This window comes from Streptomyces sp. NPDC085524, assembly GCF_044541755.1.
Classification (GTDB): Bacteria; Actinomycetota; Actinomycetes; order Streptomycetales; family Streptomycetaceae; genus Streptomyces.
In genome coordinates this window covers 193,291-214,712 of record NZ_JBITTH010000015.1, presented here as the reverse complement: position 1 = coordinate 214,712, position 21,422 = coordinate 193,291, and the positions used below count along the sequence as shown (strand labels likewise).

19 protein-coding genes are annotated in these 21,422 nt (G+C 69.2%); 12 read left to right on the top strand and 7 right to left on the bottom strand.

Annotated features, from left to right (window positions below; genetic code table 11):
* The first annotated feature begins 38 nt into the window (after window positions 1-38).
* A complete protein-coding gene (locus tag ACIGFK_RS23970) occupies window positions 39-1,151 on the top strand; it encodes an amidohydrolase family protein (protein ID WP_400053497.1) in 1,113 nt (370 codons plus the stop codon).
* A gap of 51 nt (window positions 1,152-1,202) precedes the next feature.
* Here the strand turns inward: ACIGFK_RS23970 and ACIGFK_RS23965 are convergent, their stop codons facing one another.
* A complete protein-coding gene (locus ACIGFK_RS23965) occupies window positions 1,203-2,357 on the bottom strand; it encodes a magnesium and cobalt transport protein CorA (RefSeq protein ID WP_400053495.1) in 1,155 nt (384 codons plus the stop codon).
* 153 nt (window positions 2,358-2,510) lie between these two features.
* Between ACIGFK_RS23965 and ACIGFK_RS23960 the strand changes: the two genes are divergently transcribed.
* Window positions 2,511-3,623 (top strand): winged helix DNA-binding domain-containing protein, encoded by a 1,113-nt coding sequence (locus tag ACIGFK_RS23960; RefSeq protein WP_400053493.1) that lies wholly within the window; start codon window positions 2,511-2,513, stop codon window positions 3,621-3,623.
* Between the two features lie 162 nt (window positions 3,624-3,785).
* The gene (locus tag ACIGFK_RS23955) at window positions 3,786-5,327 is read left to right on the top strand and encodes an AMP-binding protein (protein WP_376658308.1); all 1,542 of its coding nucleotides are present in this window, start codon (window positions 3,786-3,788) and stop codon (window positions 5,325-5,327) included.
* A gap of 221 nt (window positions 5,328-5,548) precedes the next feature.
* Here the strand turns inward: ACIGFK_RS23955 and ACIGFK_RS23950 are convergent, their stop codons facing one another.
* Both ACIGFK_RS23950 and ACIGFK_RS23945 read right to left on the bottom strand, forming a co-directional pair.
* Window positions 5,549-6,037, bottom strand: coding sequence for a glutathione peroxidase (locus ACIGFK_RS23950; protein WP_376658309.1), 489 nt, complete (start codon window positions 6,035-6,037; stop codon window positions 5,549-5,551).
* Window positions 6,038-6,105: 68 nt separating this feature from the next.
* The gene (locus ACIGFK_RS23945; protein WP_400053491.1) at window positions 6,106-7,011 is read right to left on the bottom strand and encodes a hypothetical protein; all 906 of its coding nucleotides are present in this window, start codon (window positions 7,009-7,011) and stop codon (window positions 6,106-6,108) included.
* A gap of 265 nt (window positions 7,012-7,276) precedes the next feature.
* Between ACIGFK_RS23945 and gcl the strand changes: the two genes are divergently transcribed.
* Window positions 7,277-9,055: a glyoxylate carboligase gene (gene gcl, locus ACIGFK_RS23940; protein ID WP_400053514.1), complete on the top strand. Its 1,779-nt coding sequence runs from the start codon at window positions 7,277-7,279 to the stop codon at window positions 9,053-9,055.
* Between the two features lie 235 nt (window positions 9,056-9,290).
* Here the strand turns inward: gcl and ACIGFK_RS23935 are convergent, their stop codons facing one another.
* Window positions 9,291-9,944 carry a hypothetical protein gene (locus tag ACIGFK_RS23935; protein WP_400053489.1) on the bottom strand — a complete coding sequence of 218 codons (654 nt, stop codon included), beginning with the start codon at window positions 9,942-9,944 and terminating at the stop codon, window positions 9,291-9,293.
* Window positions 9,945-10,231: 287 nt separating this feature from the next.
* Between ACIGFK_RS23935 and ACIGFK_RS23930 the strand changes: the two genes are divergently transcribed.
* The gene (locus ACIGFK_RS23930; protein WP_376658312.1) at window positions 10,232-11,350 is read left to right on the top strand and encodes a hypothetical protein; all 1,119 of its coding nucleotides are present in this window, start codon (window positions 10,232-10,234) and stop codon (window positions 11,348-11,350) included.
* Between the two features lie 460 nt (window positions 11,351-11,810).
* On the opposite strand, the gene ACIGFK_RS23925 is transcribed toward ACIGFK_RS23930, so the two are convergent.
* From ACIGFK_RS23925 to ACIGFK_RS23915, 3 genes are all read right to left on the bottom strand, one after another.
* Entirely contained in the window at window positions 11,811-13,268 is a 1,458-nt protein-coding gene (locus tag ACIGFK_RS23925) for a catalase (RefSeq protein ID WP_376658313.1), read from the bottom strand.
* A gap of 211 nt (window positions 13,269-13,479) precedes the next feature.
* Window positions 13,480-14,370: a 2-hydroxy-3-oxopropionate reductase gene (locus ACIGFK_RS23920; protein WP_376658314.1), complete on the bottom strand. Its 891-nt coding sequence runs from the start codon at window positions 14,368-14,370 to the stop codon at window positions 13,480-13,482.
* A gap of 75 nt (window positions 14,371-14,445) precedes the next feature.
* Window positions 14,446-15,279, bottom strand: coding sequence for a TIM barrel protein (locus ACIGFK_RS23915; protein WP_376658315.1), 834 nt, complete (start codon window positions 15,277-15,279; stop codon window positions 14,446-14,448).
* 125 nt (window positions 15,280-15,404) lie between these two features.
* Here ACIGFK_RS23915 and ACIGFK_RS23910 point away from each other — a divergent pair, with 125 nt between their 5' ends.
* The 7 genes from ACIGFK_RS23910 (at window position 15,405) to ACIGFK_RS23880 (ending at window position 21,415) form a co-directional block, all read left to right on the top strand.
* Window positions 15,405-15,656, top strand: coding sequence for a thiamine-binding protein (locus tag ACIGFK_RS23910; RefSeq protein ID WP_376658316.1), 252 nt, complete (start codon window positions 15,405-15,407; stop codon window positions 15,654-15,656).
* Window positions 15,653-16,051, top strand: coding sequence for a helix-turn-helix domain-containing protein (locus ACIGFK_RS23905; RefSeq protein WP_376658317.1), 399 nt, complete (start codon window positions 15,653-15,655; stop codon window positions 16,049-16,051). The genes ACIGFK_RS23910 and ACIGFK_RS23905 overlap by 4 nt, the downstream gene beginning before the upstream one ends.
* Before the next feature lie 154 nt (window positions 16,052-16,205).
* On the top strand, window positions 16,206-16,724 hold the full coding sequence (uraD, locus tag ACIGFK_RS23900; RefSeq protein WP_376658318.1) for a 2-oxo-4-hydroxy-4-carboxy-5-ureidoimidazoline decarboxylase: 519 nt from the start codon (window positions 16,206-16,208) through the stop codon (window positions 16,722-16,724).
* 2 nt (window positions 16,725-16,726) lie between these two features.
* The gene (gene uraH / locus ACIGFK_RS23895) at window positions 16,727-17,119 is read left to right on the top strand and encodes a hydroxyisourate hydrolase (RefSeq protein ID WP_376658319.1); all 393 of its coding nucleotides are present in this window, start codon (window positions 16,727-16,729) and stop codon (window positions 17,117-17,119) included.
* Between the two features lies 1 nt (window position 17,120).
* On the top strand, window positions 17,121-18,044 hold the full coding sequence (pucL, locus tag ACIGFK_RS23890) for a factor-independent urate hydroxylase (RefSeq protein WP_376658320.1): 924 nt from the start codon (window positions 17,121-17,123) through the stop codon (window positions 18,042-18,044).
* Window positions 18,045-18,260: 216 nt separating this feature from the next.
* Entirely contained in the window at window positions 18,261-19,664 is a 1,404-nt protein-coding gene (locus tag ACIGFK_RS23885; RefSeq protein WP_400053484.1) for an 8-oxoguanine deaminase, read from the top strand.
* A gap of 350 nt (window positions 19,665-20,014) precedes the next feature.
* Complete coding sequence (locus ACIGFK_RS23880; RefSeq protein WP_376662512.1) at window positions 20,015-21,415, top strand: nucleobase:cation symporter-2 family protein; 1,401 nt, start codon at window positions 20,015-20,017, stop codon at window positions 21,413-21,415.
* Window positions 21,416-21,422: the final 7 nt, after the last annotated feature.

Genomic DNA, 21,422 nt, shown 5'->3' with positions numbered 1-21,422 from the left:
GTGATCGGACCGCAGGACAGGTCCTGGCGGACGGCGCCGTGCTGGTGCGAAACGGCGTCATCGCGGACACCGGACCGCGCCACGAGGTGGAGTCCCGTGCCCCCGCGGGCATTCTCCGTCACGACTACCCCGACGGCACGCTGCTGCCGGGGCTCGTCGACGCGCACGTCCACCTCGTTCTGGACGCGGGGCCCGATCCGGTCGCGGCGCTGCGGGAGGCGGACGATGCGACGGTGGCCAAAGGCATCGCGGAGCGGGCACTCGGTCTGCTGAACGCCGGCGTCACCACAGTGCGGGACCTCGGCGACCGGAACGGACTGGTGACGGAGTTCCGCGACGCCGTCAGGGCGGGACGGTTGCCCGCACCCCGTGTCCTGGCGGCCGGCACTCCTGTGACGGGACCCGGCGGACACTGCTGGTTCCTGGGCGGCGAGGTGTCCGGCGAGGACGCCGCCAGGGCGCTGGTCCGCCGCAACGTGGAGCAGGGCACGGACCTCATCAAGGTGATGGCCACGGGCGGGGGCATCACCAAGGGCGGGCCGCCTGTCTGGGCGCCCCAGTTCACGGCCGAGGAGCTCCGGATCATCGTGCAGGAGGCGGCGAGCGCCGGCCTCCCCGTGGCGGCGCATGCGCACGGCACTGCAGGCATCGTCGCGGCGGTGGAGGCCGGGGTGAGCACGATCGAGCACTGCACGTGGATCGACCAGGATGGCTTCCGGCTCCTCGACGACGTCGTCGACGAAATCGCCGCCCGGGGCATCGGGGTCTGTCCGGCGGCCAGCCCCGACTGGCGCGGCTTCGCCGAGCGCTTCGGACGTGAGCGCGCGGAGGAGATGTTCGGCGGGATCCGCCGAATGCGCGAGCGCGGGGTGCGGCTGCTCACCGGCACGGACGCGGGCGTGAGCCGGGCGGTCTTCGATGACTTCGTGTCCAGTCTCGAGTTCTTCGCCCATCTGGGCTGCACCTCGCAGGAGATCGTCGACCTGGCCACCTGCGAGGCGGCGGAGGCACTCGGGCTGGGCAAGGTCACGGGGCGCCTGCTCCCCGGCCTCCGCGCGGACCTCCTGGTCGTCGAGGGTGATCCCCTGAGCGATCTCCAGGCACTGCGCCGCGTTCGGCTGGTGATGGCGGATGGCCGTGTGCATGCCTGACGGACTACCGCTACCGATGCCCCCCGTTGGTGCGTGAGGGGCAACTGACTCCTACAGCCAGTCGCGCTTCTTGAAGATGACGTACAGGCTCACGCAGACCACTGCCATCAGCAGGATTGCGAAAGGGTAGCCGCCCGCCCACTTCAGTTCCGGCATGTCTTCGAAGTTCATGCCGTAGATCGTTCCCACGAGTGTGGGTGCAAAGAGGATGGCGGCCCAGGAGGAGATCTTCTTGATCTCCTCGTTCTGTTCGAAGCCGGCTTCTGCCAGGGCTCGCATTTCGGCGTTCTGCTGTTGGGAGACCAGGGTGGCGTTCACCGTCAGGATTTCCGTGAGGGCCTGGCGGAAGCCGTCCACGCGTTCGCTGGTGTGGGTGACGTGGTCCGCCACGTCGCGGAGGTAGCGCTGGAGTTCCTCGTCCGTGCCGTACTTGGCGAAGCCCGCCATCAGGCCGTGGAGCATGCCGACCAGGGGGCGGGTGGCGCGCTGGAACTCGACCATTTCGCGGGAGAGTTCGTAGATGCGGCGGGAGACCGCAGGGTCGCCGCGGAAGACTTCCGTCTCGATCTCGTCGATGTCGTTCTGGACGCCCTCGACGACGGGGGCGTAGCCGTCGACCACCGCGTCGAGGATCGCGTACAGGGCTGCCTCGGGGCCCAGGGAGAGGAGCTCCGGGGTCTCCTCCATGCGGTGGCGGACGGTGGAGAGGTCCGGGGCGCCGCCGTGGCGGACCGTGATCAGGAAGTCCGGGCCGACGAAGACGTGGAGCTCGCCGAACTCGACCTCCTCCTGGGCGTCGAGGTAGCGGGCCGCGCGCAGGACGACGAAGAGGGTGTCGCCGTAGCGCTCCAGCTTGGGGCGCTGGTGGGCCTCCAGGGCGTCCTCGACGGCAAGTTCGTGGAGGTTGAACTCGGCGGCGAGGGAGTGGAGTTCGGGTTCGGTCGGGCGGTGCAGGCCGATCCAGGCCATGCCGTCCGGCTCCTCGCGCAGCCGGCGGAAGGTGTCCGCCAGGGTGGTGGGGGAGGCGATGCGGCGGCCGTCGCGGTAGACGGCCGAGTCGATCACGCTGCGGTGGTTCGCGGGATCGGGCGAGGATGCGGCGGTCTGCGGGGAGGCCGGCGGGGGCGTGGCCGGGGAGGAGGGGCGGCGCCAGCCCGTCCGTTTCGCGGCGGACGGCGAGGGGCGGCGGTCTGGGCGCTCCGGCATCGCAGGTCAGCTCCCGGTGGTCGGACGTGCGGTTCTCGGTTTGTGGGCAATGGGAAGGATATCGGGCGAAACGGGGGAAGGGTGGGGTGGGGGCGGGGTGGGAGGTGGGAGTTGCGGACAGTAGGTGTCCGCAAGGGGGGTTAGCTTGCAGTCATGGCTTCCAGGACAGCACTTCCCGTACTCGGCACCCGCGCTCTGAACCGTGCCACGCTCGCCCGCCAGTTGCTGCTGAGCCGCGCCGAAATGTCGGCGCATGACGCCGTCGCGCACCTCGTCGGGCTGCAGGCGCAGAACGTGAAGCCCCCGTACTTCCAGCTCCACGCCCGCCTCGCCGGGTTCCGGCCCGCCGAGCTGGCGGCGCTCATGGAGTCCCGCGACGTGGTCCGCATGGTCACCATGCGCTCCACCATCCACACCCACACGGCGGACGACGCCCTGACCCTGCGCCCACTGGTCCAGCCCGCCCGGGACAGGGAGGTCAACTACTTCCGGAAGGGGCTCGTGGGGGTGGACCTGGACCGGCTCGCGGTCCTGGCCCGCGCGTTCGTCGAGAGCGAGCCCCGCACCATGGCCGAGATCCGGGAGGAACTGCTCGAGGAGTGGCCCGACGCCGACCCGCAGTCCCTTTCCGTCGCCGCCCGCTGCGGGCTGCCGCTGGTCCAGGTCACGCCGCGGGGCGTGTGGGGGAAGTCGGGCCAGGTCCGGCTGACCACGGTCGAGAACTGGCTCGGCCGGCCCGCCTCCGAGTCCATCGAGTCGCAGGCCGTGGACGACGCCGTACTGCGCTACCTCACCGCCTTCGGCCCCGCCTCCGTCAAGGACATGCAGACCTGGGCCGGGCTCACCCGGCTGCGCGGGGCCTTCGAGCGGCTGCGGCCGGGCCTGGCCGTGTTCCAGGACGAGAACGGCGTCGAGCTCTTCGACCTGCCCGACGCCCCCCGGCCCTCGGCGGACACGCCGGCTCCGCCCCGCTTCCTCCCCGAGTTCGACAACCTGCTGCTCTCGCACGCCAACCGCAGCCGGGTGATCACCCCCGAGGGCAAGGGGCGCTCCTGGACCGGCAACCAGGCGCACTGCGTGCTGCTCGTCGACGGATTCCTCGCCGGGCTCTGGAAGCTGGACGACGGGCTGCTCACCGTCGAGCTGTTCGACGGGAAACTGCCCGCGGCGCGGCGGGCGGAGATCGTCGCCGAGGGGGAGGCCATGGTCGGGGCGATGGCGGACATGAGCGGGTCCGGAGTGCGGTTCGCGTCAATCCGCGGCTGACGGCGGCCTGGTGGCGCGTCGGCCCTTCGCGGCACGATGCCTGCCATGGCGGCTGTCATTCGATTCAATGGCCGTCCATGCAGTCCATGCAGTCCATGCAGTTCAGGTAGTTCATGGCAGCTGAGTGCTTTGTGTCGTTGTCCCGATACGCAGGAGAGAGCAATGCGCATTCCGATGACCGTCGCGGACTTCCTCGACCGGGCCGAACTGGGGTTCTCCACCAGCCCCGGCGTGGTCGACGAGCCCGACCAGCCCGCCCCGCCCGTGCCCGTGTCGACGTACGGGCAGCTGGGTGACCGGGTCCGGGCCTGGCAGGCCGGGTTCGACCGGCTCGGCGTCGGGGAGGGCGAGCGGGTGGCGGTGGTCAGCCACAACTCGGCACGGCTGCTCGAGCTGTTGTTCGCGGTGCCGATGAGCGGCCGGATCTGCGTGCCGGTCAACTTCCGCCTCAAGCCGGAGGAGATCGAGTACGTCGTCCAGCAGAGCGGGGCCTCGGTCCTCCTGGTCGACCCCGAGCTGGACGCGGCGCTCGCCGGCGTCAAGGCGCGCCACCGCTTCGTGCTCGGCGCGCAGACCGAGAGCGAGCTCATGCGCTTCGGCGTCGAGCCGCGCCCCTGGTCGCATCCGGACGAGGACGCCACCGCGACGATCAACTACACCTCGGGCACCACCGCCCGCCCCAAGGGCGTACAGCTCACCCACCGCAACATCTGGGTCAACGGCCTGACCTTCGGGCTGCACACCCGCGTGTGGGAGCGCGACGTCTACATGCACACGCTGCCGATGTTCCACTGCAACGGCTGGGGAATGCCGTACGTGATGGCCGGCCTCGGCGTGAAGCAGGTCGTGCTGCGCAAGGTCGACGGCGCCGAGATCCTCCGCCGGGTCGAGGAGCACGGCGTCACGCTCATGTGCGGCGCGCCCGCGGTCTGGAACGCGGTGCTCGATGCGGCGGCCGGCTGGGAGGGCGAGATCCCGGGCCGTGACCGCGTACGGATCGTCTGCGCGGGGGCCCCGCCGCCGAGCAAGATGATCCAGCGGGTGGACGAGGTGCTGGGCTGGGAGTTCACGCAGATTTACGGCCTGACCGAGACCTCCCCGCTGCTCACCTTCAACCGCGCCCGCCCGGCCGACGCGGACCTGCCGGCGCAGGAGCGTGCGCACAAGCTGTCCCGTGCGGGACTGCCCGCGCTCGGGGTCAAGCTGAAGGTCTCCGAGGGCGGCGAGGTGCTGGCCCGGTCGAACGTCGTGCTCGACGGGTACTGGGACAAGCCGGAGGAGACCGCGGCGGCACTCGAGGGGGACTGGTTCCACACGGGTGACGGCGGCACCGTCGACGAGGCCGACGGGCACCTGACGATCTCCGACCGGAAGAAGGACGTGATCATCACCGGCGGCGAGAACGTCTCGTCGATCGAGGTGGAGGACACGATCTTCAGCCACCCGGCGGTCGCCGAGGTCGCCGTCATCGGTGTGCCGCACGAGAAGTGGGGCGAGACGATCAAGGCCCTCGTGGTCCTCGCCGAAGGGGCGGCGGCGGACGAGGCGGAGATCATCGCGCACTGCAAGCAGCGGATGGCCGGCTACAAGGCGCCGACCTCGGTCGAGTTCCGCGCCGCCATCCCGCGCACGGCCACCGGCAAGATCCAGAAGTTCAAGCTGCGCGAGCCGTACTGGGCCGGCCTCGACCGCGGGATCAACTGACGGGCGGGCCGCCGGCCGGGTGGTCGATGGTCCACTCGACCGGCGGCCCCCGCCTGACATTCCTGAGCCCGGCGGCCGCGGTCCGGCCCTCCGCGGCGGCCTTCCGCGGCCGCCTGCCCGGCTGCCCGGCCGGGCCGACCCGCGGTGATGGGCGCCACGGGGCAAGGAGGAGCGAGTCAGGGAGGAGCGGGTCAGGGAGGAGCGAGTCAGGGAGGAGCGGGTCAGCCCGGCAGGTTCGCCTCGATCGCGGTGACGACCTCGTCGGACTCGGGCTCGGTGCGCGGGCGGAAGCGCGCCACGACCTCACCGGCGGGGGAGATCAGGAACTTCTCGAAGTTCCACTGGATGTCCCCCGCCTCGCCGTCCGCGTCCGCGAACTTCACCAGCTCCTGGTACAGGGGGTGCCGGTTCTCGCCGTTGACCTCGGACTTCTCCAGCATCGGGAAGGTGACGCCGAAGCCGGCCGCGCAGAACGTCTGGATGTCCTCGGCGGTGCCGGGCTCCTGCTCGCCGAACTGGTTGCAGGGCACGCCGACCACGGTGAAGCCTTTCGCCTCGTACTTGTGCTGCAGGCGGGCCAGCCCCGAGTACTGAGGGGTGAGGCCGCACTGCGAGGCGGTGTTCACCAGCAGGATCGCCTTGCCCTTGTGGGCCCCCAGGGTGGTGGGCTCGTCGCTCAGGGTGGTCAGCGGGATGTCGTACAGGCTCATCGGGTTCTCCTCGGCAGGAAGGAACGGCTCAACGGGATGGAGGTGATCGAGGTGATCAAGGGGAAAGGCTAAGCTCCCGCGCCGATCAGCTCGTCCGCCGGGTCGTTCACCGGCTGCGGCATGCCCGTCAGGTCCATCACGAACAGCGGTATCCCCAGATCGTCCGCCCGGGCCCGGGCCGCCTCCGTGTACCCGGCGAGTGCGAAGTAGACGCTCGTCGCGGAAGCCGTGAGCCCGTTCAGCCATACGCACTCCACCGCCCGCAGCCCGGCCGGGGCGGTGGTCGGGTCCACCTGCGCGACCAGGCCCGGCGCCCGCAGGTCCACGGCCGCCGAGGGGATCGGGCGCCCGTCGGGCTGGCGTACGTCCTGGAAGCCGAGCCAGCGCAGGTACAGCGCGGCCGTGGCCACCGCGTCCCGGGCCGTACGGATGGTCACAGGGCGGAATGCGGGGCGCGGCACCGGTACGGGCTGGGGCGCGTCCGCTGAGGGCCGCTCCCCGGCGGCGGCTCCACCGTCCTCCGGGCGTACGGCCGCGCCCGCGGGCGACGCCGCCCCCGCACCGGCCGCTGCTCCGCCCTCGGAGCCGCCCTCGGAGCCGGCCTCGGAGACGCCCTCGGAGCCGGCGTCTCTGCCGCCCTCCGCCCCGTCCGCTCTCCCGCCCCCGGACTCCCCGCGGCGGGGACCGGGCCGGGCCGGTGCCCCGCCGTCCACCGCGTGCACCGGCAGCCGCACGACGGTGCCGCACGAGCCGCACCCCACTTCCGGGTGCGGCCACTCGCTCTCCCTGCCGCAGGACTCGCAGCGCACCGTCACCCAGCTGTCCGACCACGTGCGGTGGGTCAGCGGCAGCGGTGGTGCCGACAGATCCAGCGGCGGGTGGACCGGGCTCCCGCAGGCGCAGGGGAAGACCGGGGCGGTGTAATCGTTCTCGCGCAGGCACGCCGGGCAGCGCACCGGTACCGCTTCCGCCATGAGACCTGAACCCCCTCCGTCGCTGTGCGTAGGTCCATGCTCCACCACCGGCGACCGCGCGGGCGAGAGACGGGTCATTTCCGGTCGACGCCTTGGTCATTTGTGTAAGTCACCGAGCGAGACGTGGCTTTTGGTGGCATCCGTGCTGCCCCGCCGCCTTGACGTCGCGGGACCCGCCGCTTAGCTTGTTCCGTATAGCAGAACAAAACTTCCGGATGACGGAAAAGCCTGACCGCCACACCCGCAGGAGAACCTGATGCCTCGTATGACAGCCGCCGCTGCTGCAGTTGAGATCCTCAAGCTTGAGGGTGTCGAACAAGCGTTCGGCGTGCCCGGTGCTGCGATCAACCCGTTCTACCGCGAGCTGAAGAACGTGGGCGGCATCGCGCACACCCTGGCCCGCCACGTCGAGGGCGCCTCGCACATGGCGGAGGGTTACACCCGTGCCAAGGCCGGCAACATCGGCGTCTGCATCGGTACCTCGGGCCCGGCCGGCACCGACATGATCACCGGCCTGTACTCCGCGATCGCGGACTCGATCCCGATCCTGTGCATCACCGGTCAGGCTCCGGTCTCGAAGCTCCACAAGGAGGACTTCCAGGCCGTCGACATCGCGTCGATCGCGAAGCCCGTCACCAAGGCCGCCACCACGGTCCTCGAGGCCGCGCAGGTCCCCGGCGTCTTCCAGCAGGCCTTCCACCTGATGCGCTCCGGCCGTCCGGGCCCGGTCCTCATCGACCTGCCGATCGACGTCCAGCTGACCGAGATCGAGTTCGACCCCGAGACCTACACCCCGCTGCCGGTCTACAAGCCGCAGGCCAGCCGCGCCCAGGCCGAGAAGGCCCTCGGCTTCCTGCTCGAGTCCGAGCGTCCGCTGATCGTCGCCGGCGGCGGCATCATCAACGCCGACGCCTCCGACCTGCTGGTCGAGTTCGCCGAGCTGACGGGCATCCCGGTCATCTCCACCCTCATGGGCTGGGGCACCATCCCGGACGACCACGAGCTGGCCGCCGGCATGGTCGGCGTGCAGACCGCGCACCGCTACGGCAACGCGACCTTCCTGGAGTCGGACACCGTCATCGGTATCGGTAACCGCTGGGCCAACCGCCACACCGGTTACAACCTGGACGCCTACACCAAGGGCCGCAAGTTCGTCCACGTCGACATCGAGCCCACCCAGCTGGGCAAGATCTTCGCCCCGGACTTCGGCATCGCCTCCGACGCCAAGGTCGCCCTGGAGCTCTTCATCGAGGTCGCCAAGGAGTGGAAGGCCGAGGGCAAGCTCCCCGACTTCTCCGCCTGGGCCGCCTCCGCGCAGGAGCGCAAGGCCACCCTGCAGCGCCGCACGCACTTCGAGAACATCCCCATGAAGCCGCAGCGCGTCTACGAGGAGATGAACAAGGCGTTCGGCCCGGAGACCCGCTACGTCACCACCATCGGTCTCTCCCAGATCGCGGCCGCGCAGTTCCTGCACGTCTACAAGCCGCGCCACTGGGTCAACTGCGGCCAGGCCGGCCCGCTCGGCTGGACCATCCCGGCCGCCATCGGTGCCGCCACCGCGCAGCCGGACGTCCCGGTCGTCGCCCTCTCCGGTGACTACGACTTCCAGTTCATGATCGAGGAGCTGGCGGTCGCCGCCCAGCACAAGGTCCCCTACGTCCACGTCCTCGTGAACAACGCCTACCTGGGTCTGATCCGCCAGGCGCAGGGCGGCCTCGGCATCAACTTCGAGGTCAACCTCGAGTTCGAGAACATCAACACCCCGGAGATCGGCGTCTACGGCGTCGACCACGTCAAGGTCGCCGAGGGCCTGGGCGTCAAGGCCATCCGCGTCACCGACCCGGACAAGCTGGGCGAGGCCTTCGAGACGGCCAAGAAGTGGGCCCAGGAGCACCAGGTCCCGGTCGTCGTCGAGGCCATCCTGGAGCGCGTCACCAACATCGCGATGAGCAAGACGGTCGACATGAGCGACGTCACCGAGTTCGAAGAGCTCGCGACCGAGCCGGGCCACGCCCCGACCGCGATCAAGTCCCTCCAGGTCTGATCACCCCCGCAGTACCAGCAGCACCCGGCGGCCCCCGCTCCTCCTTCACGGGATGGGCGGGGGCCGCTCTGCGTCGTCCGTACGGGGAAACGGGGCGCGGGCCTTCTTTCCCGGCGCTCCGCGCGTGCCCTGCGGGGCGCTCAGGGCACTTACGGGAACCTGGTGGGTACAGGAGCCGGCACGGGTACGGGAGCCGGCACGGGCACGGGAGCCGGCACGGGCACGGGAGCGGCGCTCAGTGCCATGGGGCCGTCCGCCACGGAGACGACGAACTCCACGAACTCCACCGATCCCTCCGGCTCCGGCTTCGGCTCCAGGGCGTGGGTCGCCACCTCGATGACCTCGTACACCGTCGCGAACGCGTGTGCCGCAGCTCGTCGGAGGTGAGGAGCGTGCCGCCGTCGAGGGGCCCGCAGGCGATGTCCTCGGCGACCTCGGCGGCCAGGCCGGCGTGGACCACGGCCGGGTCCGGTACGTACACGTAGCGGCCCGGGGGCCGCACGGACGGCTCGGGCAGGCCGCGCGCGGTGAGCGAGGTGCGGGCGGGCAGCACGGTGGCCTTGCGCGCGGTGACCGGCGCGGGCTCGTGGTGCAGGCCGAACCACAGGACCAGTTCCTGGACGACACCGGCGTAGGAGATCCACTCGGCCTCGTCGGCCCGGCCCAGGCCGGGTAGGACCCCGGGCAGGAGATCGGGTACGAGCCGGATCCAGCCGGCGCCGGTCGCGCGTACCCGGTCCAGCGCCCAGGAGAGGGGCGGACCATACGACTTGGGATCGTGACCCCCGTCCGGCCCGGGACGCCGCACCAGGTCGATGAAGACGGCCTCGCCCCGGCTGTCGAACCGGGCGGCGTCCTCGCATGTGGGGAAGACCAGCCCGCCGTCCATCACCTGCGCGCAGAGCGCCCCTGGCCGCGGACTGCGGCTCCCCGCCCGGGCCGGCCTCCTGCATGGCCGCCAGCAGGCTCCGGCCCTCTTCCGTCAGCAGGGCGCGGAACGCCTGAAGATCCAGCCGGTCATTCAACCAGGGGCCCTCCCGCCGGGCCAGGTGCCGCCTCCCGCCGCACGGAAAGCGGGCGGCCCGTCGGCCACCGGGTCATCGTGCCAAGACGGCAGCGGTGTCGTGCGAAACCTGACAACCTGAACGGACGCTGAGCCGCCTGGAAGGACCCGCCATGACCGAAACCCTGATTGACGCCGTCGACGCGGGTGGAGACGACGCCGATCGGGAGGCCGTCGAGCACGAGCGGGCCGAGATGCGGGAGTTCATCAAAGGGCTGAGCGCGGACGACATCAAGTCGGGCAACTGGTTCACCAAGCTCCTGGCCCAGGCGCTGAGTTCCTACACCGGCAGGGTCGACTGGCAGTACTTCCAGGAGCGGTACGAGGGCGTACCCGCGGATGCCGTCGTCGATCAGCGGATCAAGATGGCGGCCCGGTACGCCGCGCTCGAAGGCGGACTCTCGGCCGGAGCCTACTCGGCAGCCATCGCCGCCACCCTCGGAAGCCTCGGTGGCGCCGCGACGGCGACCGTCCCGGCCGCAGTCGCGACCATGATGGTCGACGTCGCGTTCATCACCCGGCTCCAGCTCCGCCTGGCCCACGACATCGCGGTCCTCTACCGGGTCCCGCTCGACCTGTCCGATCCGGACGACATGTGGAAGCTCATTCGCGTGGCCTTCACGATCAAGAGCGGTGAAGTGGTCCGGGAGGGCGTGGTCAAGGCGGTCCCGGCCGTCGTGCGGCCGCTGATCAAGCGCTTCTACTCGGGAGCGGTACTGAACGCCGCGAAGGGACTCCCCGTCGTCGGCAAGTACCTCCTGAAGCGCAACGTCATCAAGATAGGTATCCCCATGGTCGGGGTTCCCCTGGCGGTGGTGCTGAACCGCTACACGACGTTACTCGCGGGGCGGCACGCGCAAGCCGTCTTCCGGAACGAGGCCCGGGTGATCGAACTCGCCGAGAGCCTGAGCGGGCGGAGCCGGCACCCGCAGTCGATGCTGTGGGTCGCGTGGCTCGTCATCACGGCGGACCGGAAGATCGCCGACGACGAGGCGCTGTTGATGCGGCATCTGGTGAGGCTGGTCCGGGACCGGCACCAGGTGGTCGACGAAGAGTTCGCTCAACTCGTCGACATGGATCCCGCCGAGGTGTGGCGACGGCTGGATGCCGAGTCGGGGGACCTGCTCGACCTCCTCGACGCGGCAGAGCGGGTGGCCGCGGTGGACGGCGCCGTCAACGCGCGCGAGAAGGCGGTCATCTCCGAGCTCCGGGACCGCTGCCGAAGGGACTGAGCACCGTTCACGGCCCGGCGGGCAGGCCACCGGGGTCCGGCCCGGCCCACCGGGGGCTCGCGGGTGTCCGGAAACGACAAAGCGCCGAGTCACGGGACCGTCCGTGACTCGGCGCTCTGGTTGGTACCGCCCGACGGTGCGAGGCTGGCGCGACAGGACGTTCGCACCACCGGGCGGAGTAGGAGGCTCCTTCGCCTCGTGCAGGGGACTCTGTGCGTAGCCCCCGTACGAAGAGAAGGAGTTGGCTGGGACCGTGGCGAGCGGCGACGAGAACTCCGGCTTTCGTCTCCCTCAGGTCAAGAGACGGGCCTCGGAACCCATTACCACCGCACTGGCTCGCACGCCCGCCACGGTCCTCGTCCTGCCCTCACCGCGTACCACCCCTCATCCGGGTAAGCGGGTCGGGCTCGGTACCCGGGGCCTGACCTCCCGTCAGGCCCCCGGTACAGCTTTGCGGCTCTCAGGCGTCGCGCAGGGCGCGGACGGCCTCCTCGACGCGCTTGCCGTAGTCGGCGTCGGCGGCGTGGAAGTGAGCCAGGTTCTTCTCGATGACATCCTCGAGGGTGACCTGAGACAGGCCGCCGGCGATGTTCGCCACCAGACGCTGCTTCTCGGCCTCCGACATCAGGCGGTAGAGCTCACCGGCCTGGAAGAAGTCGTCGTCCTTGGTGTGGGCCGGCGCGGCGTGGGTGCCCGTGTAGCCGGAGACGGCCTTCGGGGCGCCGAGCGCGAGACCGGTCTCGGCCGGACCCTGGTACGAGTTGGGCTCGTAGTTCTTGTCGTGGCGCGAGCCGTTGCGCAGCGCCATGACGCCGTCGCGGCCGTAGTTCTCGGCCTTCGTCGCCTTCGGGGCGTTGACCGGCAGCTGGGTGTGGTTCACACCGAGGCGGTAGCGCTGGGCGTCGGCGTACGCGAACAGGCGGCCCTGGAGCATCTTGTCCGGCGAGGCGGTGATGCCCGGGACGAAGTTGTTCGGGGAGAACGCGGACTGCTCGACCTCGGCGAAGACGTTGTCCGGGTTGCGGTCGAGGACCAGGCGGCCCACGCGCTGCAGCGGGTAGTCGCTGTGCGGCCACACCTTGGTGAGGTCGAACGGGTTGAAGCGGTAGTCCGCGGCCTCGGCGGCGGGCATGATCTGCACGTACAGGGTCCACGAGGGGTTCACACCGCGCTCGATGGCCTGCAGCAGGTCGGTCTGGTGCGAGTTGGCGTCGGAACCGACGATCTCGGCGGCCTGCTCGGACGACAGGCAGCGGATGCCCTGGTTCGTCTTGAAGTGGTACTTGACGAAGAAGGCCTCGCCCGACTCGTTGGTCCACTGGTACGTGTGGGAGCCGTAGCCGTTCATGTGACGGTACGACGCCGGGATACCGCGGTCACCCATCAGCCAGGTGATCTGGTGCGTGGCCTCGGGGGCGTGCGCCCAGAAGTCCCAGACGTTGTCCGGCTCCTGCTTGCCCGTGAAGGGGTCGCGCTTCTGGGAGTGGATGAAGTCGGGGAACTTGATCGGGTCCTTGATGAAGAACACCGGGGTGTTGTTGCCGACGAGGTCGTAGTTGCCCTCTTCGGTGTAGAACTTCAGCGCGAAGCCGCGCGGGTCGCGGACGGCGTCCGCGCCACCGAGCGAGTCCGCCACGGTGGAGAACCGCAGGAAGGTCTCGGTCTTCTTGCCGACCGTGTTCAGGAACGCGGCGCTGGTGTACGCGGTGACGTCGTCGGTCACCTCGAAGTAGCCGTACGCGGCGGAACCGCGGGCGTGCACCACGCGCTCCGGGATGCGCTCCCGGTTGAAGCGGGCAAGCTTCTCGATCAGCTGCTGGTCCTGGACCAGCAGGGGGCCACCGACGCCGGCGGTGGCGGAGTTCTGATTGTCGGCGACCGGGGCGCCGGACTCGGTCGTCAGCGTGCGCTTCGACATGGTGACCTTCCGTACGGGTAACTGCTGACGGAAAGTGTCTTCCGCCATGCGGAGCCTAATTTCGGCATGAACTAAACGTCAACAGTTTGTTGAACAAAGTTGAGGAGAGGTAATCCGGACGGCGTCGGCACTTGGGCGCGACAGGACAGGTGTCAGCACCGACGCCATCCGGAAACTCAGGTCCCCCTTAGGGGAGGGGTGCTCCGGAAGATCAGAGCTGGGCGCCGGAGAGGCGCTCGACCGCACGGAGCAGGGCCGAGTGGTCCAGGCCGCCGTCACCCTGGGCGCGCAGCGAGGCGACCAGCTGGGCGACGACCGCGCCGACCGGGAGGGCCGCACCGACGTTGCGGGCGGCGTCGGTGACGATGCCCATGTCCTTGTGGTGCAGGTCGATCCGGAAACCGGGCTTGAAGTCGCGGTTCAGGAAGTTGTCCTTCTTGCGGGTCAGGACCGTGGAGCCGGCCAGACCGCCGTTGAGGACGTCCAGGGCGGCCTGGAGGTTCACGCCGGACTTCTCGAGGAAGACGACGGCCTCGGCGCACGCCTGGATGTTCACCGCGACGATGAGCTGGTTGGCGGCCTTCACCGTCTGGCCGGAGCCGTGCGGGCCGCACAGGACGATGACCTTGCCGAGGGCCTCGAGGATCGGCAGCGCGGCGTCGAAGTCGGCCTGCTCGCCACCCACCATGATCGACAGGACGGCCTCGATGGCGCCGGCCTCGCCGCCGGACACCGGGGCGTCCAGGACGCGGATGCCCTTGGCGGCGGCGTTCTTCGCCAGGTCGACCGAGGTCTGCGGGGTGATCGACGACATGTCGATGATGAGCGCGCCGGACTTGGCGTTCTCGAGGATGCCGTTCTCGCCGTAGGAGATGGCCTCGACCTGCGGGGAGGCGGGCACCATCGTGATGATGACGTCGGCGTCCGCGACGGCCTCGGCGATCGAGCCGGCCGCGGAACCGCCGGCGGCGGCCAGACGGTCCAGCTTGTCCTGCTCCAGGGTGAAACCGGTGACCGAGTAGCCGGCCTTCAGGAGGTTCTCGGCCATGGGGGAGCCCATGATGCCGAGACCGATCCACGCGATCTTGGGGAGGTTGCTCATGATGAGGGTCCTTCTCTTAATGCTTCGTACGAAAAGTGCGAGAGGTGCCTGGCCGATCGCCCGGACTTCGTCCTCTTACTTGGCGGCGCGGGCCTCGGCCGGCAGCCATGCGAAGGACGCGGCAGCGTCGGCGGCCTTGTACTCGAGGCCTACGTAGCCCTCGTATCCGGCCTTCTTCAGCTGGTCGAGCAGCTCCTCGAGGGGCAGCTCGCCGGTGCCGGGGGCACCGCGTCCGGGCTTGTCCGCGATCTGGACGTGCCCGGTCTTGGCGGCGTACTTTTCGATGACCTCGGAGAGGTCCTCATCGTTCATCGCCAGGTGGTACAGGTCGAGCAGGAACTTGGCGTTGCCGAGGCCGGTGGCCTCGTTCACCTTGTCCACTACCTCGATGCCGGCCGGGGCGCTCACCAGCGGGTAGAGCGGCGACTCGGGCTTGTTGAGGGTCTCGATCAGGAGGATCGCGCCGACGCGGTCCGCGGCCTGGGCCGCGACGACCAGGTTCTTCAGGGCGAGCTCGTCCTGGACGGCCGGGTCCACGCCTTCGACGCGGTTGCCGTACAGGGCGTTCAGCGCCTTGCAGCCGACCGAGGCGGCGAAGTCCGCCGCCACGTTGATGTTGGCGTTGAAGCGCTCCGACTCCTCACCGGGAACCGAGACCGCACCGCGGTCCGGGCCCGGCAGCTGGCCGGCGTAGAAGTTCAGGCCCACCAGCTGCGTGCCGGCGTCCTCAAGAGCCTTCTTGAGGGCGTCCAGCTCTCCCTGGGCGGGGGTGGGGGTCTCGATCCAGGGCCACCACAGCTCGACCGCCGTGAAGCCCGCCGCGGCGGCAGCCGCGGGGCGCTCCAGGAGCGGGAGTTCCGTGAAGAGGATCGAAAGGTTCACATCGAAGCGCTGGTCCGTGTATCCCATGAGGGGTGTGCGCTCCTTCCGTATTGCGGAAGTTAGTTTCTGCTTGATGGAAGACTGCATGGGCTTGCGCGCGGATGTCAAGTGCGGACTCTCGAAAAATCGTGACCGGGAGGTAGCTTGACCGGGTGCGATTGAGAGTGGAGTTCACGACCGAGCCCTTCGACCTCGAAGAGGCTCCTGCCCACGCCGTAGCGGCCCGCGAGGTCATCCAGAAGGCCCAGCTGGACGCGGTGGACGTCGGCCCGTTCGGCAACACCGCCGAGGGCGAGGCTGACAGCGTCATCGCCGCGGTGGGCGCGCTGCTGCGCGATTCCCTGGGGGCCGGCGCGACGCGCGTCTCGCTCCAGGTCAACGTGATCGGGGAGGAGACGCCATGACCGAGCCCCGCGACCACCCCTTCGTCACCGCGGTCAAGCCGCTGATCGACGCCATGGGCGGCGAGCTGATGGATCCGGCCCAGGCGCAGCCCGACGACGTCGTGCTCAGCTGGGAGGGCCAGGAGCTGCTCGCGGTACGCCTGCCCCAGCTCTCGGACTCGCTGGATCACATCCTGGCCGCCCTGGAGCGCCGCCACGGCGTACCGTTGTCACAGCTGGACCGGAAGTCCAAGCAGGACGTCGTACGCATACTGGAGGCGCGAGGCGCCTTCTCCGTGCGGCACGGTGTGGAAACGGTCGCGGGCGCACTGGGCGTAAGCCGGTTCACGGTCTACAACTACCTGAACCGGGACGCCGGGTCTCAGAAAGGATCCGGCAAGAACAGCCAAACGTGAACGTAAACTCACCCACAGTGACGAGCCGCCGCCCAATTCACCCGGGCGGCGGCTTTTGTGTACGCGAAGTTTCAACAAAGTGTTGACGCCGTGTTGTCGAGGGCGTTAGCTATGCGGAGCCCGTCAAAGCAACAACAGGCCACGGAGGCCTACCGTGACTTCGAGTCCGACCCCGGGTCTCACCCGGTTCAACGCCTTGGATGACAGCGCGGCCACGGCCGAGCTGCACGAGGTGTGCGCCAGTTCGGCATGGGGGAGCAAGATGCTCGCCCAGCGCCCCTTCGCCACTGCCGATTCCCTGTTCGCCGCGAACGAAGCCGCCATGGCGGAGCTCACCGCGGACGACCTGGGCGAGGCGATGGGAGGCCACGCGCCGATCGGCCGGCCGAAGCCGGGAGACCCGACCTCCGCCCGCGAGCAGCGTGGCATGGCCGGTGCCTCGGAGGAGCTCAAGAACGAGCTCCTCGAACTGAACCTGGCCTACCAGGAGAAGTTCGGCCACGTCTTCCTCATCTGCGCCACCGGTGCGACCGGTGAGTTCATGCGGGACGCGGTCAAGGTCCGGATCGACAACTCGCCGGAACAGGAGCGGGAGACCGCCCGCGGCGAGCTCGTCAAGATCAACAAGATCCGCCTGACCCGACTCGTAGAACTCGCAGAAGAAGGAGAGTGAGCATGAGCACCGAGACCACCGCGTCGGTGTCCACGCACATCCTGGACACCAGCATCGGAAAGCCCGCCGAGGGCGTCGCCATCTCCCTGTCGGCCCGCACGGGTCTCGACGGCGAGTGGGCGGCGCTGGGCGGCTCCGCCACCGATGCGGACGGGCGCTGCAAGGACCTGCCGGCCCTGCCGGAGGGCACCACACACGTGCGTCTGGACTTCGAGACCGAGACGTACTTTTCCAAGAAGCAAGCCGCCGAGGCGCAGCAGGACGCCCCCCGCGTAAGGGACAGCAGTACGTTTTTCCCCGAGGTCACCATCACCTTCGCGGTGAACCCGGGCGAGCACTACCACGTACCGCTGCTGCTCAACCCGTTCGGCTACTCCGTTTACCGAGGGAGCTAGCATGGCCACGATTCTGGGCCAGAACCAGTACGGCAAAGCAGAGAACCGCGTAGTCAAGATCACGCGGGACGGCGACACCCACCACATCAAGGACCTGAACGTCTCGGTCGCCCTCTCCGGCGACATGGACGACGTCCACTACAACGGCTCGAACGCCAACTGCCTTCCGACCGACACCACCAAGAACACGGTGTACGCGTTCGCCAAGGAGTACGGCATCGAGTCGGCCGAGCAGTTCGGCATCCACCTGGCGCGCTGGTTCGTCACCAGCCAGGAGCCGATCAAGCGCGCGCGCATCCGGATCGAGGAGTACGCCTGGGACCGGATCGCCACGTCCGACGCCAACTCGAAGTTCATCGGCGCCGATGAGGTGAACCACTCCTTCGTCCGCAAGGGCATGGAGACCCGCGTCACCCAGATCACGTACGACGGCCAGAACTGGGAGGTCATCTCCGGCCTCAAGGACCTGATCGTCATGAACTCCACGAACTCCGAGTTCTGGGGTTACGTGAAGGACAAGTACACGACCCTGCAGGAGGCGTACGACCGCATCCTGGCCACCCAGGTGTCGGGTCGCTGGCGCTTCAACTGGTCGGACGACGAGCAGCGGATGCCCAACTGGGAGAAGTCCTACTCCGAGGTCAAGAAGCACATGCTCCAGGCCTTCGCCGAGACCTACTCCCTCTCGCTGCAGCAGACCCTGTACCAGATGGGTTCGCGCATCATCAACCACCGCTCGGAGATCGACGAGGTCCGCTTCTCGCTCCCGAACAAGCACCACTTCCTGGTCGACCTTGAGCCCTTCGGCCTCAAGAACGACAACGAGGTGTACTTCGCCGCGGACCGTCCCTACGGTCTCATCGAGGCGACGATCCTCCGTGACGGTGTGGATGCCCGCATTCCCGTGGACATGACCAACCTCTAAGGGTCCGGTCGAAGCTCGGCACGTGCCGTCCCGGGGCTCCGCAGTGGCCCCGGGACAGCGCGACACTCTTCAACTTCATGATCGACCTCATGAATCGGCACCCGGTAGCACCATATGGGGCGGCAGTACTGTCAGCTGCCAAGGCCCCCGGCTCCGGCACTCAAATCCCCAGGGTTTTGCCGTGCCCGCACCGCCACGAAAGCACAAGGATGTGTCATGGCAGCTTCCTCCTCGCATGACGGCCCACCAGAGCGCATCGTCATCGAAAACTGTGCGGTTGCAACTGTCGACTCGAATGACACCGAGTACGCCTCGGGCCACGTGGTCGTCGCCGGAAACAGGATCGAGTTCGTCGGCGCGGGCGATGCCCCCGAGAACCTCGACAACGTCGTCCGCCGCATCGACGGCACCGGACACCTCGTGACCCCCGGTCTGGTCAACACCCACCACCACTTCTACCAGTGGATCACCCGCGGTCTGGCCACCGACCACAACCTCTTCAACTGGCTCGTCGCGCTGTACCCGACGTGGTCGCGCATCGACGAGCAGATGACGTACACGGCCGCGCAGGGCTCCCTCGCCGCGATGGCCAGGGGTGGCGTCACCACTGCGATGGACCACCACTACGTCTATCCCAAGGGCTCCGGCGACCTCTCCGGCTCGATCATCCGCGCCGCGTCCGAGATGGGCGTCCGCTTCACCCTCGCCCGCGGTTCCATGGACCGCAGCGTGAAGGACGGCGGCCTGCCCCCGGACCACGCCGTCGAGACCCTCGAGGGTGCGCTCGCCGACACCGAGGCGACCGTCAAGAAGCACCACGACGCCTCCTTCGACTCCATGACCCAGGTCGCCGTCGCACCGTGCTCCCCCTTCTCGGTCTCCACCGAGCTGCTGAAGCAGGGCGCCGAGCTGGCCCGCCGCCTGGGTGTGCGGATGCACACGCACGGTTCCGAGACCGTCGAGGAAGAGCAGTTCTGCAAGGAACTGTTCGGCATGGGCCCGACCGACTACTTCGAGTCGACCGGCTGGCTCGGCGAGGACGTGTGGATGGCGCACAGCGTCCACATGAACGACTCCGACATCGCCGCGTTCGCCCGCACCCGGACCGGTGTGGCGCACTGCCCGTCCTCCAACGCCCGTCTGGCCGCCGGCATCGCCCGCGTCCCGGACATGCTCGCCGCCGGGGTCCCGGTCGGCCTCGGCGTGGACGGCACCGCCTCCAACGAGTCCGGTGAGCTGCACACCGAGCTGCGCAACGCGCTGCTGATCAACCGTCTGAACCCGATCCACCGCGAGCGCGCCCTGAACGCGCGCCAGGCCCTGCGCCTGGGCACGTACGGTGGCGCCCAGGTCCTCGGCCGCGCCGACAGCATCGGTTCGCTGGAGGTCGGCAAGTGCGCCGACCTCGTGCTGTGGAACCTGAGCACCTTCCTCCACTCCTCGATCGCCGACCCCGTGACCGCGCTGGTCTTCGGTGCGGCCGCCCCCGTGACGGCCTCGTTCGTGGGCGGGAAGCAGATCGTGGAGGACAACCGACTCCTCTTCGCCGACGAGGACGCGATCGCCGTGTCCACCCGGGAAGAGGCCCAGCGCCTCGCGCGGATCTCCGCGCAGGCCTGAACCCACGGAGTCCGGCCGGGGGGGACGGCCCCCGGCCGGCAGCCGCGGACCCGAGCGGGGTCCGTCGGCAGCCGCTTCCGGGAGCGCCCGAGGAATTCCACGGGCGCTCCCGGGGGCGGTGACCCTCACCGCCACCCGGCATCACCACTCAACGCCGCCGCGTGGCTCCGCCATGCGCGAAAACAGCAGCAGAGCCGTTTGGGCGAACCGTTCTGCCGTCGTTTCCGCACCCCTTGGGAAAAGCATTCGCACCACCACAACTCCATACAGGCTCGACTCGCACAGCCTTCGCACCACCTCCCTGAACCCACGTCGCCCGCGGCGTGTTTAAACAACGACCGGAGGAAGCCGTGGCCCTGCCGCCCAGGTTTCGCAAAGACGCAGTCGCAGTACCGGAGGGCTCCGGGGGGAAACACCCGGTGGACGAGACCCTTCCCCCGCTGAAGATGTTCACCAGCGGCCTCCAGCACGTGGCCGCCATGTACGCGGGTGTCGTGGCCCCGCCCATGATCGTCGGCCCCGCCGTCGGCCTCTCCGCCACCGAGACCGCCTTCCTGATGGGCGCCTCGCTCTTCACCGCCGGCCTCGCCACCCTCCTCCAGACCCTCGGGTTCTGGAAGATCGGCGCCAAACTCCCCTTCGTGAACGGCGTCTCCTTCGCCGGTGTCACCCCCATGATCGCGATAGGCAAGGGGGAGGGGGACAACGCGATCCCGGTCATCTTCGGCGCGATCATCGTCGCCGGAGTCATCGGCTTCTTCGCCGCCCCCTACTTCGGGAAGCTCGTCCGCTTCTTCCCGCCGGTCGTCACGGGCACGGTCATCACCCTGATCGGCGTCTCGCTGCTGCCCGTCGCCTTCAACTGGTCGCAGGGCGGGAACCGCACCGCCGCCGACTACGGCTCGATGAAGAACATCGGCATGGCCGCCGTCACCCTGGTGATCGTCCTGCTGATGCGCAAGTTCCTGCGCGGCTTCCTCCAGCAGATCTCGATCCTGCTCGGCCTGGTCGCCGGCACGCTCATCGCGCTCCCGCTCGGGATGACCAGTTTCGACGCCGTCAAGAACGCCCCGGTCGTCGGCTTCCCGACCCCGTTCCACTTCGGCGCCCCGCAGTTCCAGGTCGCCGCGATCATCTCGATGTGCATCGTCATGCTCGTCTGCATGACCGAGTCCACCGCCGACATCCTGGCGCTCGGCAAGATCGTCGGCCGTCCCGCGGACGCGAAGACCATCGAGGGGGGCCTGCGCGCCGACACCCTCGGCAGCGCGCTCAGCCCGCTCTTCAACGGGTTCATGTGCAGCGCCTTCGCCCAGAACATCGGGCTCGTCGCCATGACCAAGGTGCGCAGCCGGTTCGTCGTCGCCGCGGGCGGCGGGATCCTGATCCTGCTCGGCCTGTGTCCGATGGCGGCCTCCGTCATCGGCGTGGTCCCGCTGCCGGTCCTCGGCGGCGCCGGCATCGTCCTCTTCGGATCGGTCGCCGCCAGCGGCATCCAGACCCTGGCCGGGGCCGCCATGGAGAAGGGCGAGAACGCCCTGATCGTCGCCGCCTCCGTGGGCATCGGCCTGATCCCGATCGCCGCGCCGGAGTTCTACCACGCCTTCCCGAAGGACCTCCTCGTCGTCCTCGACTCCGGCATCAGCACCGGCTGCGTGGTGGCGATCCTGCTCAACCTGGCCTTCAACCACCTCGGCGCCAAGAAGGAAGCCGCCGTGGCCTCCGGCCCGGAACCGGTGCCGGTGCACTGACCGGCCC

Bases quoted from the DNA above. Each gene is read 5' to 3' on its own strand.
- ACIGFK_RS23885 (WP_400053484.1), top strand. From the start codon at position 18,261: ATGGCAGCTTCCTCCTCGCATGACGGCCCACCAGAGCGCATCGTCATC.
- ACIGFK_RS23945 (WP_400053491.1), bottom strand. From the start codon at position 7,011: ATGGCGGAAGCGGTACCGGTGCGCTGCCCGGCGTGCCTGCGCGAGAAC.
- ACIGFK_RS23905 (WP_376658317.1), top strand. From the start codon at position 15,653: ATGACCGAGCCCCGCGACCACCCCTTCGTCACCGCGGTCAAGCCGCTG.
- ACIGFK_RS23930 (WP_376658312.1), top strand. From the start codon at position 10,232: ATGACCGAAACCCTGATTGACGCCGTCGACGCGGGTGGAGACGACGCC.
- ACIGFK_RS23925 (WP_376658313.1), bottom strand. From the start codon at position 13,268: ATGTCGAAGCGCACGCTGACGACCGAGTCCGGCGCCCCGGTCGCCGAC.
- ACIGFK_RS23915 (WP_376658315.1), bottom strand. From the start codon at position 15,279: ATGGGATACACGGACCAGCGCTTCGATGTGAACCTTTCGATCCTCTTC.
- ACIGFK_RS23965 (WP_400053495.1), bottom strand. From the start codon at position 2,357: ATGCCGGAGCGCCCAGACCGCCGCCCCTCGCCGTCCGCCGCGAAACGG.
- gcl (WP_400053514.1), top strand. From the start codon at position 7,277: ATGACAGCCGCCGCTGCTGCAGTTGAGATCCTCAAGCTTGAGGGTGTC.
- ACIGFK_RS23955 (WP_376658308.1), top strand. From the start codon at position 3,786: ATGCGCATTCCGATGACCGTCGCGGACTTCCTCGACCGGGCCGAACTG.
- uraH (WP_376658319.1), top strand. From the start codon at position 16,727: ATGAGCACCGAGACCACCGCGTCGGTGTCCACGCACATCCTGGACACC.
- ACIGFK_RS23960 (WP_400053493.1), top strand. From the start codon at position 2,511: ATGGCTTCCAGGACAGCACTTCCCGTACTCGGCACCCGCGCTCTGAAC.
- ACIGFK_RS23920 (WP_376658314.1), bottom strand. From the start codon at position 14,370: ATGAGCAACCTCCCCAAGATCGCGTGGATCGGTCTCGGCATCATGGGC.
- ACIGFK_RS23950 (WP_376658309.1), bottom strand. From the start codon at position 6,037: ATGAGCCTGTACGACATCCCGCTGACCACCCTGAGCGACGAGCCCACC.
- pucL (WP_376658320.1), top strand. From the start codon at position 17,121: ATGGCCACGATTCTGGGCCAGAACCAGTACGGCAAAGCAGAGAACCGC.
- ACIGFK_RS23935 (WP_400053489.1), bottom strand. From the start codon at position 9,944: ATGGACGGCGGGCTGGTCTTCCCCACATGCGAGGACGCCGCCCGGTTC.